General features: G+C 65.5%; 18 protein-coding genes. 10 read left to right on the forward strand and 8 right to left on the reverse strand.

From position 1 onward, the window contains the following. Positions 1–5 precede the first annotated feature (5 nt). Positions 6–617: a thymidine kinase gene (locus tag FJ948_RS12625; protein ID WP_140704750.1), complete on the reverse strand. Its 612-nt coding sequence runs from the start codon at positions 615–617 to the stop codon at positions 6–8. A 262-nt stretch (positions 618–879) separates the two neighbouring features. On the opposite strand from FJ948_RS12625, the gene FJ948_RS12630 reads away from it, so the two are divergent. From FJ948_RS12630 to choV, 3 genes are all read left to right on the forward strand, one after another. Beyond that, positions 880–1,815, forward strand: a complete 936-nt coding sequence (locus FJ948_RS12630) for a choline ABC transporter substrate-binding protein (RefSeq protein ID WP_140704752.1) — start codon at positions 880–882, stop codon at positions 1,813–1,815. Positions 1,816–1,950: 135 nt separating this feature from the next. After that, on the forward strand, positions 1,951–2,805 hold the full coding sequence (choW, locus tag FJ948_RS12635; protein WP_140704754.1) for a choline ABC transporter permease subunit: 855 nt from the start codon (positions 1,951–1,953) through the stop codon (positions 2,803–2,805). Continuing rightward, positions 2,802–3,983, forward strand: a complete 1,182-nt coding sequence (gene choV / locus FJ948_RS12640; RefSeq protein ID WP_140704756.1) for a choline ABC transporter ATP-binding protein — start codon at positions 2,802–2,804, stop codon at positions 3,981–3,983. Before choW ends, choV begins: the two co-directional genes overlap by 4 nt. A gap of 19 nt (positions 3,984–4,002) precedes the next feature. Here the strand turns inward: choV and FJ948_RS12645 are convergent, their stop codons facing one another. After that, entirely contained in the window at positions 4,003–5,412 is a 1,410-nt protein-coding gene (locus tag FJ948_RS12645) for an ATP-binding protein (RefSeq protein WP_140704758.1), read from the reverse strand. Further along, a complete protein-coding gene (locus tag FJ948_RS12650; protein WP_140705060.1) occupies positions 5,409–6,125 on the reverse strand; it encodes a response regulator transcription factor in 717 nt (238 codons plus the stop codon). The genes FJ948_RS12645 and FJ948_RS12650 overlap by 4 nt, the downstream gene beginning before the upstream one ends. Before the next feature lie 277 nt (positions 6,126–6,402). On the opposite strand from FJ948_RS12650, the gene FJ948_RS12655 reads away from it, so the two are divergent. The 4 genes from FJ948_RS12655 to clpS all read left to right on the forward strand — a co-directional run bounded on the left by FJ948_RS12655 (position 6,403) and on the right by clpS (position 7,944). Next, the gene (locus FJ948_RS12655; protein WP_056578037.1) at positions 6,403–6,702 is read left to right on the forward strand and encodes a hypothetical protein; all 300 of its coding nucleotides are present in this window, start codon (positions 6,403–6,405) and stop codon (positions 6,700–6,702) included. 39 nt (positions 6,703–6,741) lie between these two features. After that, positions 6,742–7,035 carry a hypothetical protein gene (locus FJ948_RS12660; RefSeq protein WP_140704760.1) on the forward strand — a complete coding sequence of 98 codons (294 nt, stop codon included), beginning with the start codon at positions 6,742–6,744 and terminating at the stop codon, positions 7,033–7,035. A gap of 160 nt (positions 7,036–7,195) precedes the next feature. After that, positions 7,196–7,510 (forward strand): hypothetical protein, encoded by a 315-nt coding sequence (locus tag FJ948_RS12665; protein WP_140704762.1) that lies wholly within the window; start codon positions 7,196–7,198, stop codon positions 7,508–7,510. Positions 7,511–7,638: 128 nt separating this feature from the next. Further along, the gene (clpS, locus tag FJ948_RS12670) at positions 7,639–7,944 is read left to right on the forward strand and encodes an ATP-dependent Clp protease adapter ClpS (RefSeq protein WP_140704764.1); all 306 of its coding nucleotides are present in this window, start codon (positions 7,639–7,641) and stop codon (positions 7,942–7,944) included. Positions 7,945–8,129: 185 nt separating this feature from the next. On the opposite strand, the gene FJ948_RS12675 is transcribed toward clpS, so the two are convergent. Genes FJ948_RS12675 through FJ948_RS12690 form a run of 4 tightly spaced genes read right to left on the reverse strand, consistent with a single transcriptional unit; the run spans position 8,130 to position 15,000 of the window. Further along, entirely contained in the window at positions 8,130–10,202 is a 2,073-nt protein-coding gene (locus tag FJ948_RS12675; RefSeq protein WP_140704766.1) for a hypothetical protein, read from the reverse strand. 60 nt (positions 10,203–10,262) lie between these two features. Beyond that, a complete protein-coding gene (locus FJ948_RS12680; protein WP_140704768.1) occupies positions 10,263–13,085 on the reverse strand; it encodes a DUF4159 domain-containing protein in 2,823 nt (940 codons plus the stop codon). Beyond that, positions 13,082–13,996, reverse strand: a complete 915-nt coding sequence (locus FJ948_RS12685) for a DUF58 domain-containing protein (RefSeq protein WP_140704770.1) — start codon at positions 13,994–13,996, stop codon at positions 13,082–13,084. The genes FJ948_RS12680 and FJ948_RS12685 overlap by 4 nt, the downstream gene beginning before the upstream one ends. Then, positions 13,996–15,000 carry a MoxR family ATPase gene (locus FJ948_RS12690; RefSeq protein ID WP_140704773.1) on the reverse strand — a complete coding sequence of 335 codons (1,005 nt, stop codon included), beginning with the start codon at positions 14,998–15,000 and terminating at the stop codon, positions 13,996–13,998. Before FJ948_RS12690 ends, FJ948_RS12685 begins: the two co-directional genes overlap by 1 nt. 156 nt (positions 15,001–15,156) lie before the next feature. Here FJ948_RS12690 and FJ948_RS12695 point away from each other — a divergent pair, with 156 nt between their 5' ends. Genes FJ948_RS12695 through FJ948_RS12705 form a run of 3 tightly spaced genes read left to right on the forward strand, consistent with a single transcriptional unit; the run spans position 15,157 to position 17,680 of the window. Further along, on the forward strand, positions 15,157–15,786 hold the full coding sequence (locus tag FJ948_RS12695; RefSeq protein ID WP_140705062.1) for a DUF1285 domain-containing protein: 630 nt from the start codon (positions 15,157–15,159) through the stop codon (positions 15,784–15,786). Next, complete coding sequence (locus FJ948_RS12700) at positions 15,786–16,418, forward strand: CoA pyrophosphatase (RefSeq protein WP_140705064.1); 633 nt, start codon at positions 15,786–15,788, stop codon at positions 16,416–16,418. The genes FJ948_RS12695 and FJ948_RS12700 overlap by 1 nt, the downstream gene beginning before the upstream one ends. Beyond that, positions 16,415–17,680 carry a CCA tRNA nucleotidyltransferase gene (locus FJ948_RS12705; RefSeq protein ID WP_140704775.1) on the forward strand — a complete coding sequence of 422 codons (1,266 nt, stop codon included), beginning with the start codon at positions 16,415–16,417 and terminating at the stop codon, positions 17,678–17,680. The genes FJ948_RS12700 and FJ948_RS12705 overlap by 4 nt, the downstream gene beginning before the upstream one ends. A gap of 70 nt (positions 17,681–17,750) precedes the next feature. On the opposite strand, the gene FJ948_RS12710 is transcribed toward FJ948_RS12705, so the two are convergent. After that, complete coding sequence (locus FJ948_RS12710) at positions 17,751–17,936, reverse strand: DUF1059 domain-containing protein (protein WP_027047304.1); 186 nt, start codon at positions 17,934–17,936, stop codon at positions 17,751–17,753. Positions 17,937–18,037: the final 101 nt, after the last annotated feature.

Here is an 18,037-nt window from a genome sequence, read left to right on the forward strand (position 1 = left end):
TGGTGTCAACCACCGACAAAACCGATGAAGTCGTCGGGTGCCGCGCGGCCCATTTCCTCTTCCCAGTGGCGGCGGCAGAGCGAGACATAGACATCCTTGCCGATCGCCACCTGTTCGCCCTGACGGGCCACCTTGCCGTCGGGACCGAGGCGCACGACCATGGTCGCCTTGCGGCCGCAGCGGCAGATGGTGCGCACCTCGCGCAGATCGTCGGCGATCGCCAGCAGCGCTCGCGAGCCGGAAAACAGCTTGCCCTGGAAATCGGTGCGCAAGCCGTAGCACATGACGGGAATGTTCAGCCGGTCGGCGATGCGGGCGAGTTGCCAGACCTGCTCTTCCTCCAGGAACTGCGCCTCGTCGACGAAGACGCAGTGCACGGCGCTGCGCTGATGATGTTCGGCGACGCGAGCGAACAGGTCGTCGCCGTCGCGGAACATCTCGGCTTCCGTTTCCAGCCCGATGCGCGACGAGATCAGGCCGGTGTCGCCCTTGCGATAATGGCCGGCGACGAACAGCATCGTCTCCATGCCGCGCTCGCGGTAATTGTAGGACGCCTGCAGCAGCATTGTCGTCTTGCCGGCATTCATCGTCGCGTAGTGGAAGTAAAGCTTGGCCATGACGCTCTTTTAAGCCGACTTCTCGTCCCGCGGGGAGAGGCCGGCGCCGCATTCCCCCGAAAAAGCCGCCGTTGCCGGGGCGGATCGCACTTGGGCTAGACATGGAAAGCGTCAGCGGTGTCGCTGATGGGCCAGCCAGCGCCGTTGATCGTGATTGTCTTAGCGCTTGAAACCACTCCAGAATGGTGTTTGGCTGACGAAACAAGGCGGGCACAAAAACCGTAACTTCGCTTCGCCAAAGAATCGAAATGGGAGAATACAGATGTCGCGTATGAATTCCTTCGTCGCCGGCCTTGGCTTGGCGGCTTTCCTGTCCACGGGCGCCGCCTTCGCCGGCGATCCGGCAAGCTGCAAGGCGGTGCGTCTCTCCGATGTCGGCTGGACCGACATCCAGGCCACCACCGGGCTGGCCTCGGTGCTGCTCACCGCGCTCGGCTACGAGCCGCAGGTGATCCAGCTCTCGGTTCCGGTGACCTATGCGTCGCTGAAGAACAAGGACCTCGACGTCTTCCTCGGCAACTGGATGCCGTCGATGACCAATGACATCAAGGATTATACGGCCGACGGTTCGGTCGAGACCGTCAGCCAGAACCTGGCCGGCGCCGGTTACGGCATCGTCGTGCCGACCTATGTCGCGGATGCCGGCGTCAAGTCGCTGACCGACCTCGGCAAGTTCAAGGACAAGTTCAACGGCAAGATCTACGGCATCGAGGCCGGCAATGACGGCAATCGCATCATCCTCGACATGATCAAGAACCCGAAGGACAATCTCGACGGGTTCGAACTGGTCGAGTCCTCCGAGGCCGGCATGCTGACGCAGGCCGAGCAGTCGATGAAGAGCAATGAGTGGATCGCCTTCCTCGGCTGGACGCCGCATCCGGTGATGGGCGCCATGAAGATCACTTATCTCGACGGCATGGGCGACAGCGGTTTCGGTGCCGCCACCGTCTCGACCAATGTGCGCAAGGGCTACACGACCGAGTGCCCGAATGTCGGCAAGTTCATCACCAACCTGAAGTTCAATCTCGACATGGAAGGCGAGATGATGGACGCCATCCTCAAGGGCAGCGATGCCAACAAGGTGGCAACCGACTGGCTGAAGAAGAACCCTGACGCCGTGAAGCCCTGGATCGAGGGTGTCACCACTTTCGACGGTGGCGACGCCGCGGCGGCAATCAAGACCGCGCTCGGAAGCTGAGCCGACTGTGATTTCGGCGTGACCGAAACAGAGGGCAGCCATTGTGGAAAAGGCTGCCCTTTTTCGTATCCTGTGACAAGATGACGTCGCGACAGTACGGGGCCGAAGGCAGAGCTCTGGCACAAGAGGGGTGAGATGGATCCGATTTCCAAATTCATGGTCGATCACAAGATCCCGATCGGGGCCTGGGGAAAGGCGTTCTTCGGCTTCCTCACCGACAATTTCGACACCGTCTTCAGGGCTTTCTCGAATGGCCTCAACTTCCTGCTCGACGGGCTGGTCAACATCCTTCTGATGGTGCCGCCGGTGGTGCTCGCCTTGGTGATCGCGGTCGTCGCCTGGCTGCTGCAGCGCTCGCGGCCGCTCGCCATCGGCGTGTTCCTCGGCCTGATCTTCATCATCAATCAGAACCTGTGGAAACAGACGGTGCAGACTCTGGTGCTGGTTGTCGCTGCGGCGGCGGCGGCGATGGCGATCGGGGTGCCGCTCGGTATCTGGGCGGCACACAAGCCGAAGGTCTACCGCATCATGTTGCCGGTGCTCGACCTGATGCAGACGTTGCCGACCTTCGTCTACCTGATCCCGGTGCTGACGCTGTTCGGCCTCGGCAATGCGCCGGGCCTCATCGTCACCATCATCTTCGTCATCCCGACCGCGGTCAGGCTTACCCATCTTGGTGTCGTCTCGGTGCCGAAGTCGATCATCGAGGCCGGCGAAGCCTTCGGCGCCACCAAGAGCCAGCTGTTGTGGAAGGTGGAACTGCCCTCGGCGCTGCCGACCATCATGGCGGGCCTGACGCAGTCGATCATGCTGTCGCTGTCGATGGTGGTGTTCGCCGCCCTGATCGGCGCCGGCGGCCTCGGTACGGAAATCAACCGCGCGCTGGGCTCGCGCCGCATCGATCTCGGACTTGAGGCGGGCTTGGCAATCGTCGTGCTCGCCATCGTGCTCGACCGGATGACGCGCATTGGCGTTGGAGGGAAGAAATGACCGTCGCCGTCGATTTCAGGAATGTCGATATCGTCTTCGGCGCCGACCAGGCCGGCTCGCTGGCGATGATCGACAAGGGTGCGACGCGCGCCGAAATCCTCGAGAAGACCGGCAATGTGCTGGGCTGCGCCGGCGCCAGCCTGACAGTGCATGAAGGCGAAATCTCGGTGCTGATGGGCCTGTCGGGCTCCGGCAAGTCGACGCTGCTTCGCGCGGTCAACCGGTTGAACGTGGTGTCGCGCGGCCAGGTGCTGGTCAAGGACGGCGACCGCACGGTCGACGTCGTCACCTGCGACGAGCCGACCTTGCGGCGCCTGCGCCAGAAGCAGGTGGCGATGGTGTTCCAGCAGTTCGGCCTGTTGCCGTGGCGCACGGTGGAGGAAAATGTCGGGCTCGGCCTCGAACTCGCCGGCGTGCCGGATGCCGAGCGCAAGGAGCGCGTGCATCGGCAGCTCAAGCTGGTCAACCTCGATCAGTGGTCGAACAAATACGCCCATGAACTCTCGGGCGGCATGCAGCAGCGCGTCGGCCTGGCGCGTGCCTTCGCCACCGAGGCGCCGATCCTCTTGATGGACGAGCCGTTCTCGGCTCTCGACCCGCTGATCCGCACCAAGCTCCAGGACGAACTTCTGCAGCTGCAGGCGGAACTGAAGAAGACCATCATCTTCGTCAGCCACGATCTCGAGGAAGCGCTGAAGATCGGCAGCCACATCACCATCATGGAGGGCGGCCGCATCGTCCAGACCGGCGCGCCGGAAGACATCGTGCTGCGGCCCGCCAACGACTATGTCCGCGACTTCATCGCCAATGTGAATCCGCTGTCGGTGCTGACCGCCTGGAATGTGATGCGCGACCGCCGCGACCTCGAACAGGGCACGGATGGCTGGGTGTGGCTCGACCGGCGCAAGACGACGCGCTTCAAGATCGACGAGCACGGGCTGGTGGCGGCGGCCGAGCGCGACGGCAAACCGGCGGTATGGGTGTCCTGCGCCGATGTCGAAGGCCAGTCCGAGGAAGTCGCGCAGGTGTTCTGGGCCAATCCCGGCACCTCGCTGAAGACCGTGATGCTGGCCATGCACCGCTCGCAGACGGCACCGGTGGCTCTGTTCGACGACCAGTCGCGCTTCGTCGGTGCGATCGGCATCAGGGATGTGCTGAGTGCGGTGCTGCGGCGGTAGAGGTCTCAAGCGATAAGGCCTACGCCGCCAGCGGCAGCCTCAGTTCGGTCAGCAACCCGCCTTGCGGGTGATTGGACAGGCGGACTTCGCCGCCCGCCGCGCGTGCGATGTTGCGGGCGATGGTCAGCCCGAGCCCGAGCCCGCCGGTCTGGCGGTTTCGGGACTGTTCGAGGCGCACGAAGGAGCCGAAGACGGCGTCGATCTGGGCCTGGGGTATGCCCGGCCCCTCGTCGCGGATGGCCAGCGTAATGGTGCCGTCCGAGCGGCTGAGGCTGAGATGCGCCATTTTTCCGTAAGTCACGGCGTTCTGCACCAGATTGGTGACGCAGCGCTTGAGCGCCACCGGCCGCGCCATGCAGATCAGGCCGCGCGAGCGGGTGTCGTCATTGTCGAAAGACACGGTGTCGTAGCTGTCGGCGATCGATTCCACGAGCGACCAGAAATCGATCCTCTCAGCCTTCTCTTCCGTCACCTCGAATTTGGCGAAGTCTATCACCGAACTGGCGATGCTTTCGATGTCGGCGAGATCGTGGGCGAGCGCTTCGCGCGCCGGTGACCTGCGCAGCAGTTCCAGGCGCAGCCGCATCCTCGTCATCGGCGTGCGCAGGTCGTGCGCAAGGGCCGCCGCGAGGTGCTCGCGGTCCTCGACATATTCGCGCAGCCTCGTCTGCATAGCGTTGATCGCCCTGGCGGCGGCGCGCACCTCCCGGCTGCCGCTCTCGGTGACCGGCGGGCTTTTGAGGTCGTTGCCGATCCGGTTGACGGCGGTTTCCATCATCCGGTAAGGCGCGGTCAGCCGGCGCAGCGACCAGATCGACATGATCACCACCAGCCCGGCGATCAGCCCATAGAGCGGCAGGCTGTCGACGCTCAGGATCGGGCCGACAGGTGTGATCGGTTCGGTGAAATTCAGCCACTGGCCGTCGGCGAAGCGCAGCGAGGCCGTAAGCTTGTCGCTCTGGGCGAAATCGGCGGCCAGCACCAGAAGGTCCCGCTCGACCTGGCCGATCTCGGGCCCGGGCGCGGCGCCGCCGGCATCGTCGGCTTCGCGCGTCGCAGGATCGCGGCGCACGCGCGCGTCGGTGATGCCGAACTTGGACAGCCGGCCGACGAGGATGTCCTCGAGCTCGGCCAGTTCGTCGTCGCCGGCGATCGAGGAGGTGACGGCGGGCGTGTCCGAAACGGTGAGCGCGTAGGTGGAATTGAACAGGCCGGTCGCCGTCGCCTTGCGCTCCTCCGGTGTGGCGTCATGCATGAGCTGCACCAGCGAGAAAGCGCGGTCGTTGAGGCGGTAGAGGTCGACCACGTCATTGGCGGCGGCGCGGTCGCGCGACACGATATAGAGGGTCGCGACCTGGCTGATCAGCAGGCCTGATATGACGATCAGCAGCACCCAGACAGGCAGGGTCTGCGGCAGGAAACGTCTCATTCGGAGGTCGTTTCGGGCAGGAACTGGTAGCCGCCGCTGCGCACGGTGAGGATCAGCTTGGGCGTCTTGGGGTCGTCTTCCATCTTGCGCCGCAGCCGGCTGACCAGGATGTCGATGCTGCGATCGAAGGAATAATCGCTGTCGCCGCCGGACAGTTCGATGAGCTGGTCGCGGGTCAGCACGCGCCCCGCGCTCTTGACGAAGGTTTGCAACAGGTTGAACTCGGCCATGGTCAGCTCGACCCTGACGTCGTCTGGCGCGGTCAGCCGGCGCCGCGAGCAGTCCATGGTCCAGCCGGCGAAGTGGTAAATCTGCTTGGTGGTGGCGCGCTTGGGCTCGGCGGCGCCATTGCGCCGCAGCACGGCGCGGATCCGGGCCAACAATTCGCGCGGATCGAAAGGTTTGGGCACATAGTCGTCAGCGCCCATCTCCAGCCCGACGACGCGGTCCGTCGTCTCGGTGACGGCGGTCAGCATGATGATCGGCGTCGTATACTGGGCGCGCAGGTCGCGGCACAATTCCAGCCCGCTCCTGCCGGGCAGCATCACGTCGAGCACGATGAGGTCCACCTGCGCGCGGCGCAGGATGGCCTCCATCTCGTCGCCATCGGCGGCAACCGAAGTGTGCAGGCCTCGCTTCTGGAAGAACTCCTGAAGCAGGTCGCGGATGCCCTTGTCGTCATCGACGATCAGTATATGCGCATCGGATTTCACAGCTGCCCTGTCAGGTTGTCGGCCAAGCATTTCCTGGCCGGTGAGCCACACGATAGAATTCGGGCCATATGTTGGCCAGTGCCTTGCTTTCAAGGGAGAATGAATTGCGCCTTCTCCACTGGAAAGCAGCAGCCAAGCTGGCTCGGCCTGCCAGACACAATCCAGAAACAAAATTCTACAATCGGGAAAAACTCCTGAAAAGGTAGGCCGGCATAACGGTGCCGTGGCGGTCAGGTTATCGGCTGCGACGCTAGTCTCCGGGTTCACGGATAAACCGATGCCAAGTTTGTCGATCAGTTTGTTGGGTGCGTTGCTGGGCCTGGGCCTGGTCACCGCCGCTGTCGGACAATCGGACGCAAAGGCGCCGCTCACCCGGAGCGAACGGTGCGCCAATCTCAGCCACCAGTTTGATGAAGCCCTCGAAACCCATGCCACGGCAACGCAGGTCACCGCGGCAAAGGCACTTCAGAGAAAGGGCAATCGGTACTGCGCCGCCAAGAAACAGGCGCAGGGCATCCGGATGCTCGCCAACGCTTTGAAGCTGCTTGGAGTGGCACCGAACGACCCGGTCCAGTGACACTCAAAACCGACCCGCATAAAAAGGAAAAACGAAGCCATGAAAAAGTCCATCCTGTCCGCCCTTGGTCTCGCCGTCGCTCTCGCATTCTCGATGCCGGTTCTCGGCAACGCAGCCGCCACCACGACCGCTGCCCCGGCTGCTGCCACCACGACCACCGCACCGGCTGCTGCCGCGACGACCGCGGCTCCGGCCAAGGCTGCTCCGAAGAAGGTCGCCAAGAAGACCGTCTGCAAGGTGACCAAGAAGCACAAGTGCCCGGTCAAGAAGGCGCCCGCGATGGCGGCTCCCGCGAAGATGGCCCCCGCGAAGGCCGCTCCGAAGAAGCCCTGATCGGCTTCGAGGTTCGTTCTATCAAGGCCGTTCCAGCCGCACCGGCTGGGGCGGCCTTCTGCCAGGGGCATGGCCGATGAGTTGAACACCGCCAGCTTCCAGCCACGCATCTCGATCGTGCTTAACCCGTTTTCAACGCCGGCCTTGTAGGGCAATCCGCATGAAGAAGCGGCTTTCGTCCATTTTGCGCTCGATGGTCATCGGCGGCCTTGTAGCCACCGGTGTCGCCAGGGTGCTGATCCTGTTCTCCGCCAGCCCGGTGCCGGATCCGGCGAGCGGGCGCACCGAGCCTTCGCTGTTCGCGCCAGCGATTTCCAGCAACTGGGACTACATCACCCCGACGCAGACATGGCTGCTGGTCGTGCTTGCCGGCGTGACGCTGATCTGCGTCGCCGGGTGGCCGATCGCGGCCTGGATGGAACGCCGGGCCGACGCCGGCGCAAATCGGCGCATCCTCGGCCGTCAGGGCCGTTGAACCGCGACCGACTATTTCCCACATGACAGTGAAGGACCGGGCCCGCCCGCCGACGGTCCGCAAATGGACGATGGCTGCCGCCCGTGGCAGAATGCGGCCTTGAGCTCGATCGCAGACTGTCGGTTCGGATGCCTGAAATCACCATAAAACCACGCGTAAAGGTCAAGCCGCAGACCGAACGGCCGAAGCTCTACAAGGTCATCCTCGTCAATGACGATTTCACGCCGCGAGAATTCGTGGTGACGGTGCTGAAGGGCGAGTTCAAGCTATCGGAGGACCAGGCGCACCGGGTGATGATCACCGCGCACCGGCACGGCGTCTGCGTGGTCGCTGTCTTCACCAGGGACGTCGCCGAGACCAAGGCGACGCGGGCCACCGACGCCGGCAAGGCCAAGGGCTATCCGCTGCTGTTCACGACTGAGCCGGAGGAGTAGGGGGAGCGTCTTTCTCCCCGTCACTATACGGGGAGAAATGTCCGGCAGGACAATGAGGGGCTGCGCCGAGGTGACGATAGTTTCGTCTACGCAAGCGATGGAAATTGCCAAATACTTCAGGTCAGTGCTGCCCCTCATCCGCCCTTCGGGCACCTTCTCCCCGTATAGTGACGGGGAGAAGGGAACTACCGCCCCTCGCGGTACCACATCGAGCCCATCGCCAGGAGCAGCAGGCCGAGGCCGAGGAAGCCGCCGAACAGCGGCACGCGCGACACGGCCTTCAGCACGCTGTCATCGGTGGTGCGCAGGCCGATCCAGTCGCTGCCCGACGCTTCGCCGGCCGAACGCACCGGCACGATGGAAGGCAGCGTCACAGCGCTGCCCGCGGACGAGGCCAGCCGGCGCACGCTGCCGCCGGTCGCTTCCGCCGGTGCCTTCAGCCGGTCCGGCGTGGAGACGACGTCGGCGAACTCCGGCGCGTTGACCGGTCCGACATGGGCGAGCGCGGTGAGATCGCCATTGGCGACCTGGAAGAGGCCGATCTCGCTGGTCTGGACGCTGCCGAGGAAGACACCGGGTTCGGATTTGTCGAGCTTGACGGTGAGCGTCTTGCCGGACGGGGTGATGATCTGCGCCGGGCCGGGATCGTCGGCCATCGTCTGGCGGCGGATCTCCAGCACCATGCCGCGTCCCTCGGCGGTCAGCCGCTCTTCCTCGAGCTCGGGCTCCTTCATCAGCCAGTGGGCGATGCGCCGGTAGAGCTGGACATGCGGGCCGCCGCCCTCGAAGCCGCGGGCCCACAGCCAGCCCTGGTCCGACAGAAGCATGCCGACGCGGCCTTCGCCCTTGCGGTCGAGCAGCAGCAGGGGCCGGTTGTCAGCCCCCTTCATCACCACTTCGCCTTGCGGATTCTGAACGCCGATGGTGCGGAACCAGCGGCTCCAATGCGGCGGCTCGGTGGCCGAACCGTCGAGGCCGCGCGTCACCGGATGACGTTGGCCGAGGTCGGTCAGGCGCGGATAGAACGCCTTGTCGACCACTTCGCCGGTCGGCATCGCCGGCAGGGCCGACATCAACGGCGTGCGCGCGATCGACGCCTCGCCGGCATATTCGGGGCCGGCGGCAATCAGCAGCGCGCCGCCCTTTTCGACATATTCGGAGATGTAGTCGTAATAGAGGATCGGCAGCACGTCGCGATGCTGGTAGCGGTCGAAGATGATGAGGTCGAAATCCTTGATCTTCTCGACGAACAGCTCGCGGGTCGGGAAGGCGATCAGCGACAATTCATTGATCGGCGTGCCGTCCTGCTTTTCCGGCGGCCGCAGGATGGTGAAATGGACGAGATCGACCGAGGCATCGGATTTCAACAGGTTGCGCCAGGTGCGCTCGCCGGCATGCGGCTCACCCGAAACAAGCAGCACGCGCAGGTTCTCGCGGATGCCGTCGACCAGCGCGATGGCGCGGTTGTTGGTGTCGGTCAGTTCGCCCGGCTCGCGGTCGATGGCGAGTTCGATGATGTTGCGGCCGGCACCCGGGATGGTCACCTGCAGCGGCATGGCCTGGCCGACAATGGCATGCTCGACTGAAACCTGCTCGCCATTGACCGAGACGCGCACATCGACCGGTGCGGTCTCGTTTTCGGTCGAGATGACGCGGTAGCTCATGTCGAGCGGCTTGCCGACGAGGCCGAAACGCGGCGCGTTCTCGAAACGTATGCGGCGGTCCTTCTCATGCTCGTTGCCGGTGATCAGGGCGTGCAGCGGGGCGTTGAATTCGGGCGTACCGGCGGGCGCGTCATGCACCTCGCCATCGGTGATCATGATGGCGCCGCCGACGCGTGACGGCGGCACGTCGCGGAAGGCGCCTTCGAGCGCGCCGAACAGCCGGGTCGCCGTGCGTTCCTCTGCGGCCTCGGACTTGCCAGCCTCGACGACGCGGACGTCGAACTGCTTGAAGCGGCCAAGGCGCTGCTGCAGCCCGGCCAGCGCCTCGTCGGTCTGTTTCGTCCGTTCGCCGATGTCCTGGCTCTGGCTGCGGTCGACGATCAGCGCGACGACGCTCTTCAGCGGTTCGCGCTCCTCATTGAGGAACACCGGATTGAACAAAGCGGCGGCGAGTGCCAGCAAAGCGACGAAGCGCAACACCGCGCCGCGCTGGCGAAACCACAGGCCAACGAGCGCCAGCAGCGACAACGGCACCAGCACCAGGGCCAGAAGCGGCCAGGATAGAAGCGGTTCGAAGGAGATCGACCAGTTCATGCCCTATCCTCCCGCGTCGGGGGAGGAGCGATCTTGAGGGGCGCGAGATAACACATCACCCTACTGCCCCAGCCGTTCGAGCAGGATGGGAACATGCACCTGGTCGGATTTGTAATTGCCGGTCAGCATGTACATCATGATGTTGACGCCGGCGCGCAGCGCGTAGACCCGCTGCATCGGATCGTTCGGCACGGTCGGCAGCAGCGGATCGCCATTCTCGTCGACCGCCCAGGCACCGGCGAAATCATTGGCGGTGATCATGATCGGCGAGACGCCATCGCCAGTGCGCACCGGCCGGTTGTCGGCATTGCTGGCATCGAGCGATGCCTCGACCCAGAGCGGGCTGCCGGCGAAGCGACCGGGAAATTCGGGCAGGATGAAGAAGGACTTGGTCAGCACATGGTCCGACGGCACCGGCTCCAGCGGCGGCACGTTGAGGTTGCCGAGGATGTCGCGCAGCCGCTCGGTCGCCGGGCTGGTGGAATCGGCGCCGATGCCGTTGGCGAACTGGTCGCGCGTGTCGAACAGCACGGTGCCGCCCTGCTGCATATACGCGTCGATGCGGGCGATCGCGGCCTGGCTCGGCATCGGTGCCGCAGGGTCGATCGGCCAGTAGATCAGCGGATAGAAGGACAGCTCGTCCTTGGAAATGTCGACACCGGCCGGAGCCCCGGGTTCCAATGCGGTCTTCTCGATCAGGAAGCGGGTCAGGCCCTCGAGCCCGGCGCGGCTGATCGAATCGACACCCGGCACGCCGGTCAGCACATAGGCGATACGGGTTTTCGAAATCGCCTCGATTGCGGCCTGGTCACCCGGTTTGGCATCGTCGGCGCGGGCAAGGTCGGCATGGCCGAACAGCGCGCCAAGCGCAATCAGGATCGCGGCGGCGGTCGCGGCGGCGCCGGCGCGGCGCGGCCGGCGCGAAAACAGGCCGCCCATCCACAACACCGCCAGCGTGTCGAGCAGCATCAAAAGCAGGGCCGCCGCAACCAGCCCGCCCTTCAAATTGCGCGATTCGTCAAAGGCATACTGGATGGTTGTGACCGGCACCGTCACTTGCGGGCGCGCCAGCGGCTCGAACGTGCTCGCGGCCTCGAGCAGGTTGTGAGCGAAGACGCCGGTTTCCGAGCCATAGAGGCCGGGCGGATTCTCGAAGGTCACCGGCAGTGCGCCCGCGCCCGGGACCAGCGGCCGTGCATCCGGCGTCGGCGGCACCAGCGAGCCGTCGGCCGCGATCATGCGGTAGGGGGCGAGCGAGGTGGCGGCGGCTTCGGCATTGGCGATCGCCGCGCCCTGGTTGCGCGACAATTGCACGATGCGGCGCAGCATCTCGACGAAGCTGCCCGAGATCGGCAGGTTCGACCACGTCGCCTCGGGCGTGACGTGGAACAGCACCAGCGTGCCCTTGCCCTTCTTCAGCCCGGTGACCAGCGGCGTACCGTCGGCAAGGGCCGCCCAGGTGCGCTCGACGATATCGGGTGTCGGCTCGGCCAGCACCTGCCGGGTCACCGTGACCTCGGTCGGCGGCGCCAGGTCGGCGAAGGGACCGGCCTTGGGAAATTCGGTGACCGGCTGCGGCGATGTCCATGACAGCGCGCCGCCCAGCGAACGTTCCCCGGTGCGCAGGCGGACCGGCAGCAAATCGTCGTCATTGCCGGCGGCCGCCAGCCGCGAGCCGGCGAAACGCACCAGCGTGCCGCCATTGTCGACCCAGTCGACCAGCCTTTGCCGGACCTGCGCGGGAATGGTGCCAATATCGGCCATGACGATCATCGCCGGCTTCTGGTCGAGGATCTGCGGGATGGCGTCGGCGAGATCGGCGCTGGAGGGTTCGACCAGATCGGCGAAGGGCTGCAGCGCGCGCCTGATGTAGTAGAGCGGCGACAGAAGCGGCTGCGCCTGGTCGGCCTCGGCCTGCGACAGCAAGCCGACGCGGCGGCGCTTGGAGCTTTCGTCGAGCACGCGCACGGCGCCCGCATGCCGCTCGCCATCGAGCGCGATCGAGGCGAAGTCGTTGCGCAATTCGAACGGCACCGCCATGGTGCCGGTGGCCGTGGCCTCGCCCGGCGCGAAGGTCAAGGTCGCGTCAGCGATGCGGCGGCCCTTGTCGTCGAAGGCGCCGGCGATGACCTGCGCCGGGGCGGGATCGCCGGGCGCGCGGATGGCGGTCAGGCCAAAGCCGTCAACCTGGTTTTCGGCCGATGTCAGGCCGGTCAGGGAAAGCCGGTCGGCCACGGCCCAGACGACGCGGGCGGCATTTTTCGACAACAGCGTGTTGAAGGCGGCCTCGTCGCCCTTTGCCGCTAGGCCATCGGCCAGCACGGCGACGCTGGCGCCGGGCAAGGTTTCCAGCATGCCGGCGACGCGGGCATAGACGGCGGGCCGGTCGGTGGGGATCGGCCGCGGCTTGGCGGCGCGCAGCCGGTCGAGCGCGGCGGCGGCATCGAAGGGGCCGATCTCAGCATTGGGTTTTTCGGCGGTGAAGGCGATGATGACAGGCACGCCGTTCGAGCCGGCGTCGTTGATCAGCCGCTCGGCGGTGGCGACGCGCTTGTTCCAGTCGGCGGCACTTGCCCAGTCATTGTCGATGGCCAGCGCCAGCGCCGCACCCTCGGTCGGCAGCTTTTCGCGTGGGTTGAAGACCGGTTCTGCCAATGCCGCGACGACGAGGGCCGCCATCAGCAGCCGGAGCAGTGTCAGCCACCAGGGGCTGCGCTGCGGTGTCTCCTCGCGCTTCAGCACGCGGGCGAGAATCTTCAGCGGCGGGAAGACCTCGGTCTGCGGCTTGGGCGGAGTGAGCCTCAGCAACCACCAGATCACCGGCAGCGCCAGCAGGCCCCACAGCACCATGGGGGCGCCGAAGGAGAGCGGCAGCCAGCTCATGCGACGGCCCTCCCGGCGGAGGGACCATCAGCGGTCATCGCCATATGCAGGCGCACCAGCGCCTCGGAGGCCAGCCGGTCGGTGTGGTTGACGGTAAAGCTCCAGCCGAGGCGCTTGCACCAGGCCGCCAGTTCCTCGCGGCGGGCGCGATAGAGCAGGCGGTATTCCTCGCTCAACGTCTCGGCGCGGCCGGCTGTCAGCTTGTCGCCGGTCTCGGGATCGGTGAACTCGGTGCGGCCGGCATAGGGGAAGGTTTCCTCTGCCGGGTCGGCGACCTCGATCAGATGCGCGCGCACGCCGTGGCGGGCGAGCACGTCGAGCCAGGCCATTGTCTCCTCGACCGGATCGAGGAAATCGCTGACGATGACGATGTCGCAGAAGCGCCTGATATCGGAGAGATCGGGTTTGGCCGGCAATTCGCCGGCATGCATGAGCTGGGCCGCGATACGCTCGGCGCCGTTGCGGGCGGTGAACGGATCGGTCAGATCAGGCCAGGCGATGCGCTCGCCGCTGCGCGACAGAAGTTCGGCCACGGCCAGTGCAAGCACCAGCGCGCGCGACTGTTTGGAAACACTGGCGCCGGTCGACTTGTAGAGCATGGATGGCGAGGGGTCTGCCCACAGCCACACCGTGTGGGCGGCTTCCCATTCGCGGTCGCGCACATAGGTGTGGTCGTCGCGGGCCGAGCGGCGCCAGTCGATGCGCGAGGCGTCGCCTTCGACATAGGGCCGGAATTGCCAGAAATTCTCACCGATGCCGCGCTTGCGGCGGCCATGCCAGCCGGCGATCACGGTGTTGACGATGCGGCGCGCCTCGACCAGCAGGTCAGGCACGAGCGAAGCCCGCAACCGGCCGCGGGCGAGCGCGTCACGCGTCGCCGCCGGAGCCTGGACCTCGCCGATGCGCGCCATCAAATCCCTTTCACGAGTTTCGCCACCACGTCGCGCACGCTGGTGCCCTCGGCGCGGGCGGCGAAGGTCAGCGCCATGCGGTGCTGCAGCACCGGCTCGGCCAGCGCCCTGACGTCATCGACCGAGGGCGCCAGCCGTCCGTCGTAGAGCGCGCGGGCCCTGGTGCACAGCATCAGCGCCTGGCTGGCGCGCGGGCCCGGGCCCCAGGCCACATGCTTGTCGGTCTCGGCATTGCCCTGCCCCGGACGCGCCGAGCGCACGAGGGTGAGGATCGCCTCGACAACACTTTCGGGCACCGGCATCCGGCGGATCAGTGTCTGGATTTCCTTCAGCCGTGCCGGCTGCAGCACGTTGGCCGCCTTGGCGTCCTCGACGCCGGTGGTTTCCAGAAGGATGCGGCGCTCGGCCTCGATTTCGGGATAGAGGATATCGACCTGCATCAGGAAGCGGTCGAGCTGGGCCTCGGGCAGCGGATAGGTGCCTTCCTGTTCCAGCGGGTTCTGCGTCGCCAGTACATGGAAGGGTGCGGGCAGGTCATAACGGGCACCGGCGATGGTGACATGGTATTCCTGCATCGCCTGCAGCAGCGCCGACTGGGTGCGCGGCGAGGCACGGTTGATCTCGTCGGCCATCAGCAACTGGGCGAAGATCGGGCCGGAAATGAAGCGGAAGGAACGCTTGCCGGTCTCGTCCTGCTCCATGACCTCGGAGCCGAGAATGTCGGACGGCATCAGATCGGGCGTGAACTGGATGCGGCGCGAATCGAGGCCGAGCACGATGCCCAGCGTCTCGACCAGCTTGGTCTTGGCAAGGCCCGGCACGCCGACGAGAAGCGCATGGCCGCCGGCCAGCAGCGCCACCAGTGTGCGCTCGACGACGTTCTCCTGGCCGAAGATGACCCGGCCGACGCCGTCGCGAATCCTGGCGATATCCGCCAGCGCCGTCTCGGCCTGGGCGACCATGTCCTTTTCGCTGATCGGGCTTTCCTTGACCATCACGCTCATGCAGCTCGATCCCTTTTGCCTGGAGATACCTATGGTTGGAAATACGGCAGCACCATAGCATAAGTTGCCGCGATTCGGCCTCGCGTAGTGGCTATGGTCGAACTTAAATCACAGACTTAGGCTGACAAGCGGAACAACAGTGACTATTTCGTGACGATGACGGAACACCACGAACATCGCCAACAAAGCCTTACGCAGGCAACCGAAGCGCGGGGGCTCGAGGCGCTGATCTCGCGCGCGGCGCGTGCCGGCAAGGGCGCGGCACCGGTCGAGCGCTGGAATCCCGACTTTTGCGGCGATCTCGACATGGAGATCAAGGGCGACGGCACCTGGTTCTATCTGGGAACGCCGATCGGCCGCATGCCGCTGGTGCAGCTTTTCTCCTCGGTGCTGCGCAAGGACGACGACGGCAGGACCTATCTCGTGACGCCTGTGGAAAAGGTCGGCATCCGCGTCGCCGACGCGCCGTTCATCGCTGTCGAAATGGATGTTTCCGGCGGTGGCGACCAACAGATCATCACTTTCCGCACCAATGTCGGCGACGTTGTCGAGGCAGGAACGGACCGGCCGCTGCGCTTCGTCGACGAGAACGAGACCGGCGGCCTGAAGCCCTATGTGCTGGTGCGCGGCCGGCTGGAGGCGCTGGTGGCGCGGCCGGTCATGTACGAGCTGGTCGGGCATGGCGAGGAGATCGAGATCGACGGCAAGACGATGTTCGCCGTGCGCTCGAAGGGTGCCGTGTTTCCGATCATGCCGGCCGAGCAGCTGAAACGGCTGAGCGCATGATGGACCAGGTGTCACCGGTGCCGTTTTCATCGGCAGATTTTCGCGCGCGCTTTGCCGCGCAGCCGCAAGCGCATGCCGGCGACGATTATGGCGACCATCGTTTCAATCCCGGCCATCCGCGCCTCGATCCGGGCAAGCCGCTGCGCAATGCGGCGGTGCTGATCCCGGTGGTCGACCATGACGGCGAGGGGAGCGTCCTGCTGACCAAACGGGCCGAGAAACTACGCAACCATTCCGGGCAAGTGGCTTTCCCTGGCGGCACGATCGATGCGACCGACGCAAGCCCGGAGGCGGCGGCGCTGCGCGAGACCTTCGAGGAGATCGGCCTTGGCCAGGATCGCATCGAGATCATCGGCCGCATGCCCGATTACGTCGCTGGCAGCGGCTACCGCATCGCGCCGGTGCTCGGCATCGTGCGGCCGCCTTTCCAACTGACCTTGAACATCGACGAGGTCGATGCGGCCTTCGAGGTGCCGCTGCGCTTCCTGATGGATCCCGCCAACCACAAGCGCGACAGCCGCATGTGGAACGATCTCGAATGGTTCTTCTACGACATGCCCTATGGCGACCGGCGCATCTGGGGCGTCACCGCCGGGATCATCCGTACGCTCTATGAAAGGCTCTATGCGTGAGTGTTTCGATCGCGGGCAGGGCCGACTGGCTCACCGACAAGCATCTGCGGCGCCTGCTTGGCGCGCTCAGCGAAGGCGGTGAAGAGGCGCGTGTCGCCGGCGGCGCCGTGCGCAACGCGCTCATGGGACAGCCGGTCGCCGACATCGACATCGCCACCACTTGCCTGCCGCAGGAAACCATCCGTCGCGCCGAGGCGGAAGGCTTCAAGACGGTGCCGACCGGCATCGAGCATGGTACGATCACGGTTGTCGCCGGTGGCAAGCCTTATGAAATCACCACCTTGCGCGCCGATGTCGAAACCGATGGCCGCCGCGCGAAGGTGTCTTTCGGGCGCGACTGGAAGCTCGACGCGGAGCGGCGCGATTTCACCATCAACGCACTCTATGCCGAGGCCGATGGCAGGGTTGTCGACCTTGTCGGCGGCATCGCCGATATCGAGGCGCGCCGGCTGCGCTTCATCGGCGACCCGGAGGCGCGCATCCGGGAGGATTATCTGCGCATCCTGCGCTTCTTCCGCTTCTTCGCCTGGTACGGCGACGGCCGCCCCGACGCCGAGGGCCTGAAGGCCTGCGCCCGGCTGAAGGAGGGCCTCGCCCAACTTTCGGCCGAGCGCGTCTGGTCGGAACTGAAGAAGCTTCTGTCGGCGCCCGACCCCTCGCGCGCACTGCTCTGGATGCGGCAGGCCAGTGTGCTGACCGCGGCGCTGCCTGAAAGCGAGAAATGGGGCATCGATGCCATCCACGGACTGACCAGGGCCGAGAAGGACCTGGGCTGGACGGTGGACCCGATGCTGCGGCTTGCGGCGATCGTACCGCCTGATGCGGCACGCATGAAGACGCTGGCCGAGAGGCTCAGGTTCTCGACCTCCGAAGCCGACCGCATGCTTCGCTGGGCGCTCTCGACGGCGGTCGAGCCGAAGACGACCGAGGGCGAATTGGCGAAAAGGCTCTACCGCGGCGACCGCCAGGGATTTGTCGATCGGCTGAGGCTGTCGCTGGCGTCGGCGCGGGTGCGCGCCGTCGATGACAATGACGCTCTGCTCGAAGCTGGCGGCTTTTCGCGCCTGCTTGCCTTCGCGCTCAAATGGGAAAGGCCCGAATTTCCGCTACGTGGCGCCGACCTCACCGCGCTCGGCGCAACGCCGGGGCCGAAACTCGGCGAAGTCCTCAAAAATATCGAGGCGGAATGGATCGAAGCCGGATTTGCACCTGATCGCGACGCGTTGCTCGAACGCGCCGCGCAGGCCCTGGCCGCGAGGTAAGGATTCTTCGCGGCAAGTTTCAGGTCGGCAAGTTTCAGGGGAAGCGCCGGGCGCCCTGAAATGCTTCCGATCAGGCGGCGTCGCGGACTTTCTCGATGCGCGATCGGATGGCCTCGATCATCGTTTCACGGATGGTCGTCTCGCCATGTGTCTCGCGCATGTGCTCGACGGCGCGGCGCATGACTTCGGCCTCCTCGTCCGCACGGGTATGCCACTCGCAGCCGGGAACCAGCGACCCGCAGTGAAATTGCTTCATCGGATTTCTCCTTTTCCTCCGTGGAACCCTGTCGGGCTCCGGTATTTTCTTGGCCTGTGACCAGCTTTCCGATCACGGCAGGGGTGGAAGCCATAACACAG

Origin of the sequence: Mesorhizobium sp. B2-3-12 (assembly GCF_006442205.1) — a bacterium.
GTDB lineage: Bacteria > Pseudomonadota > Alphaproteobacteria > Rhizobiales > Rhizobiaceae > Mesorhizobium.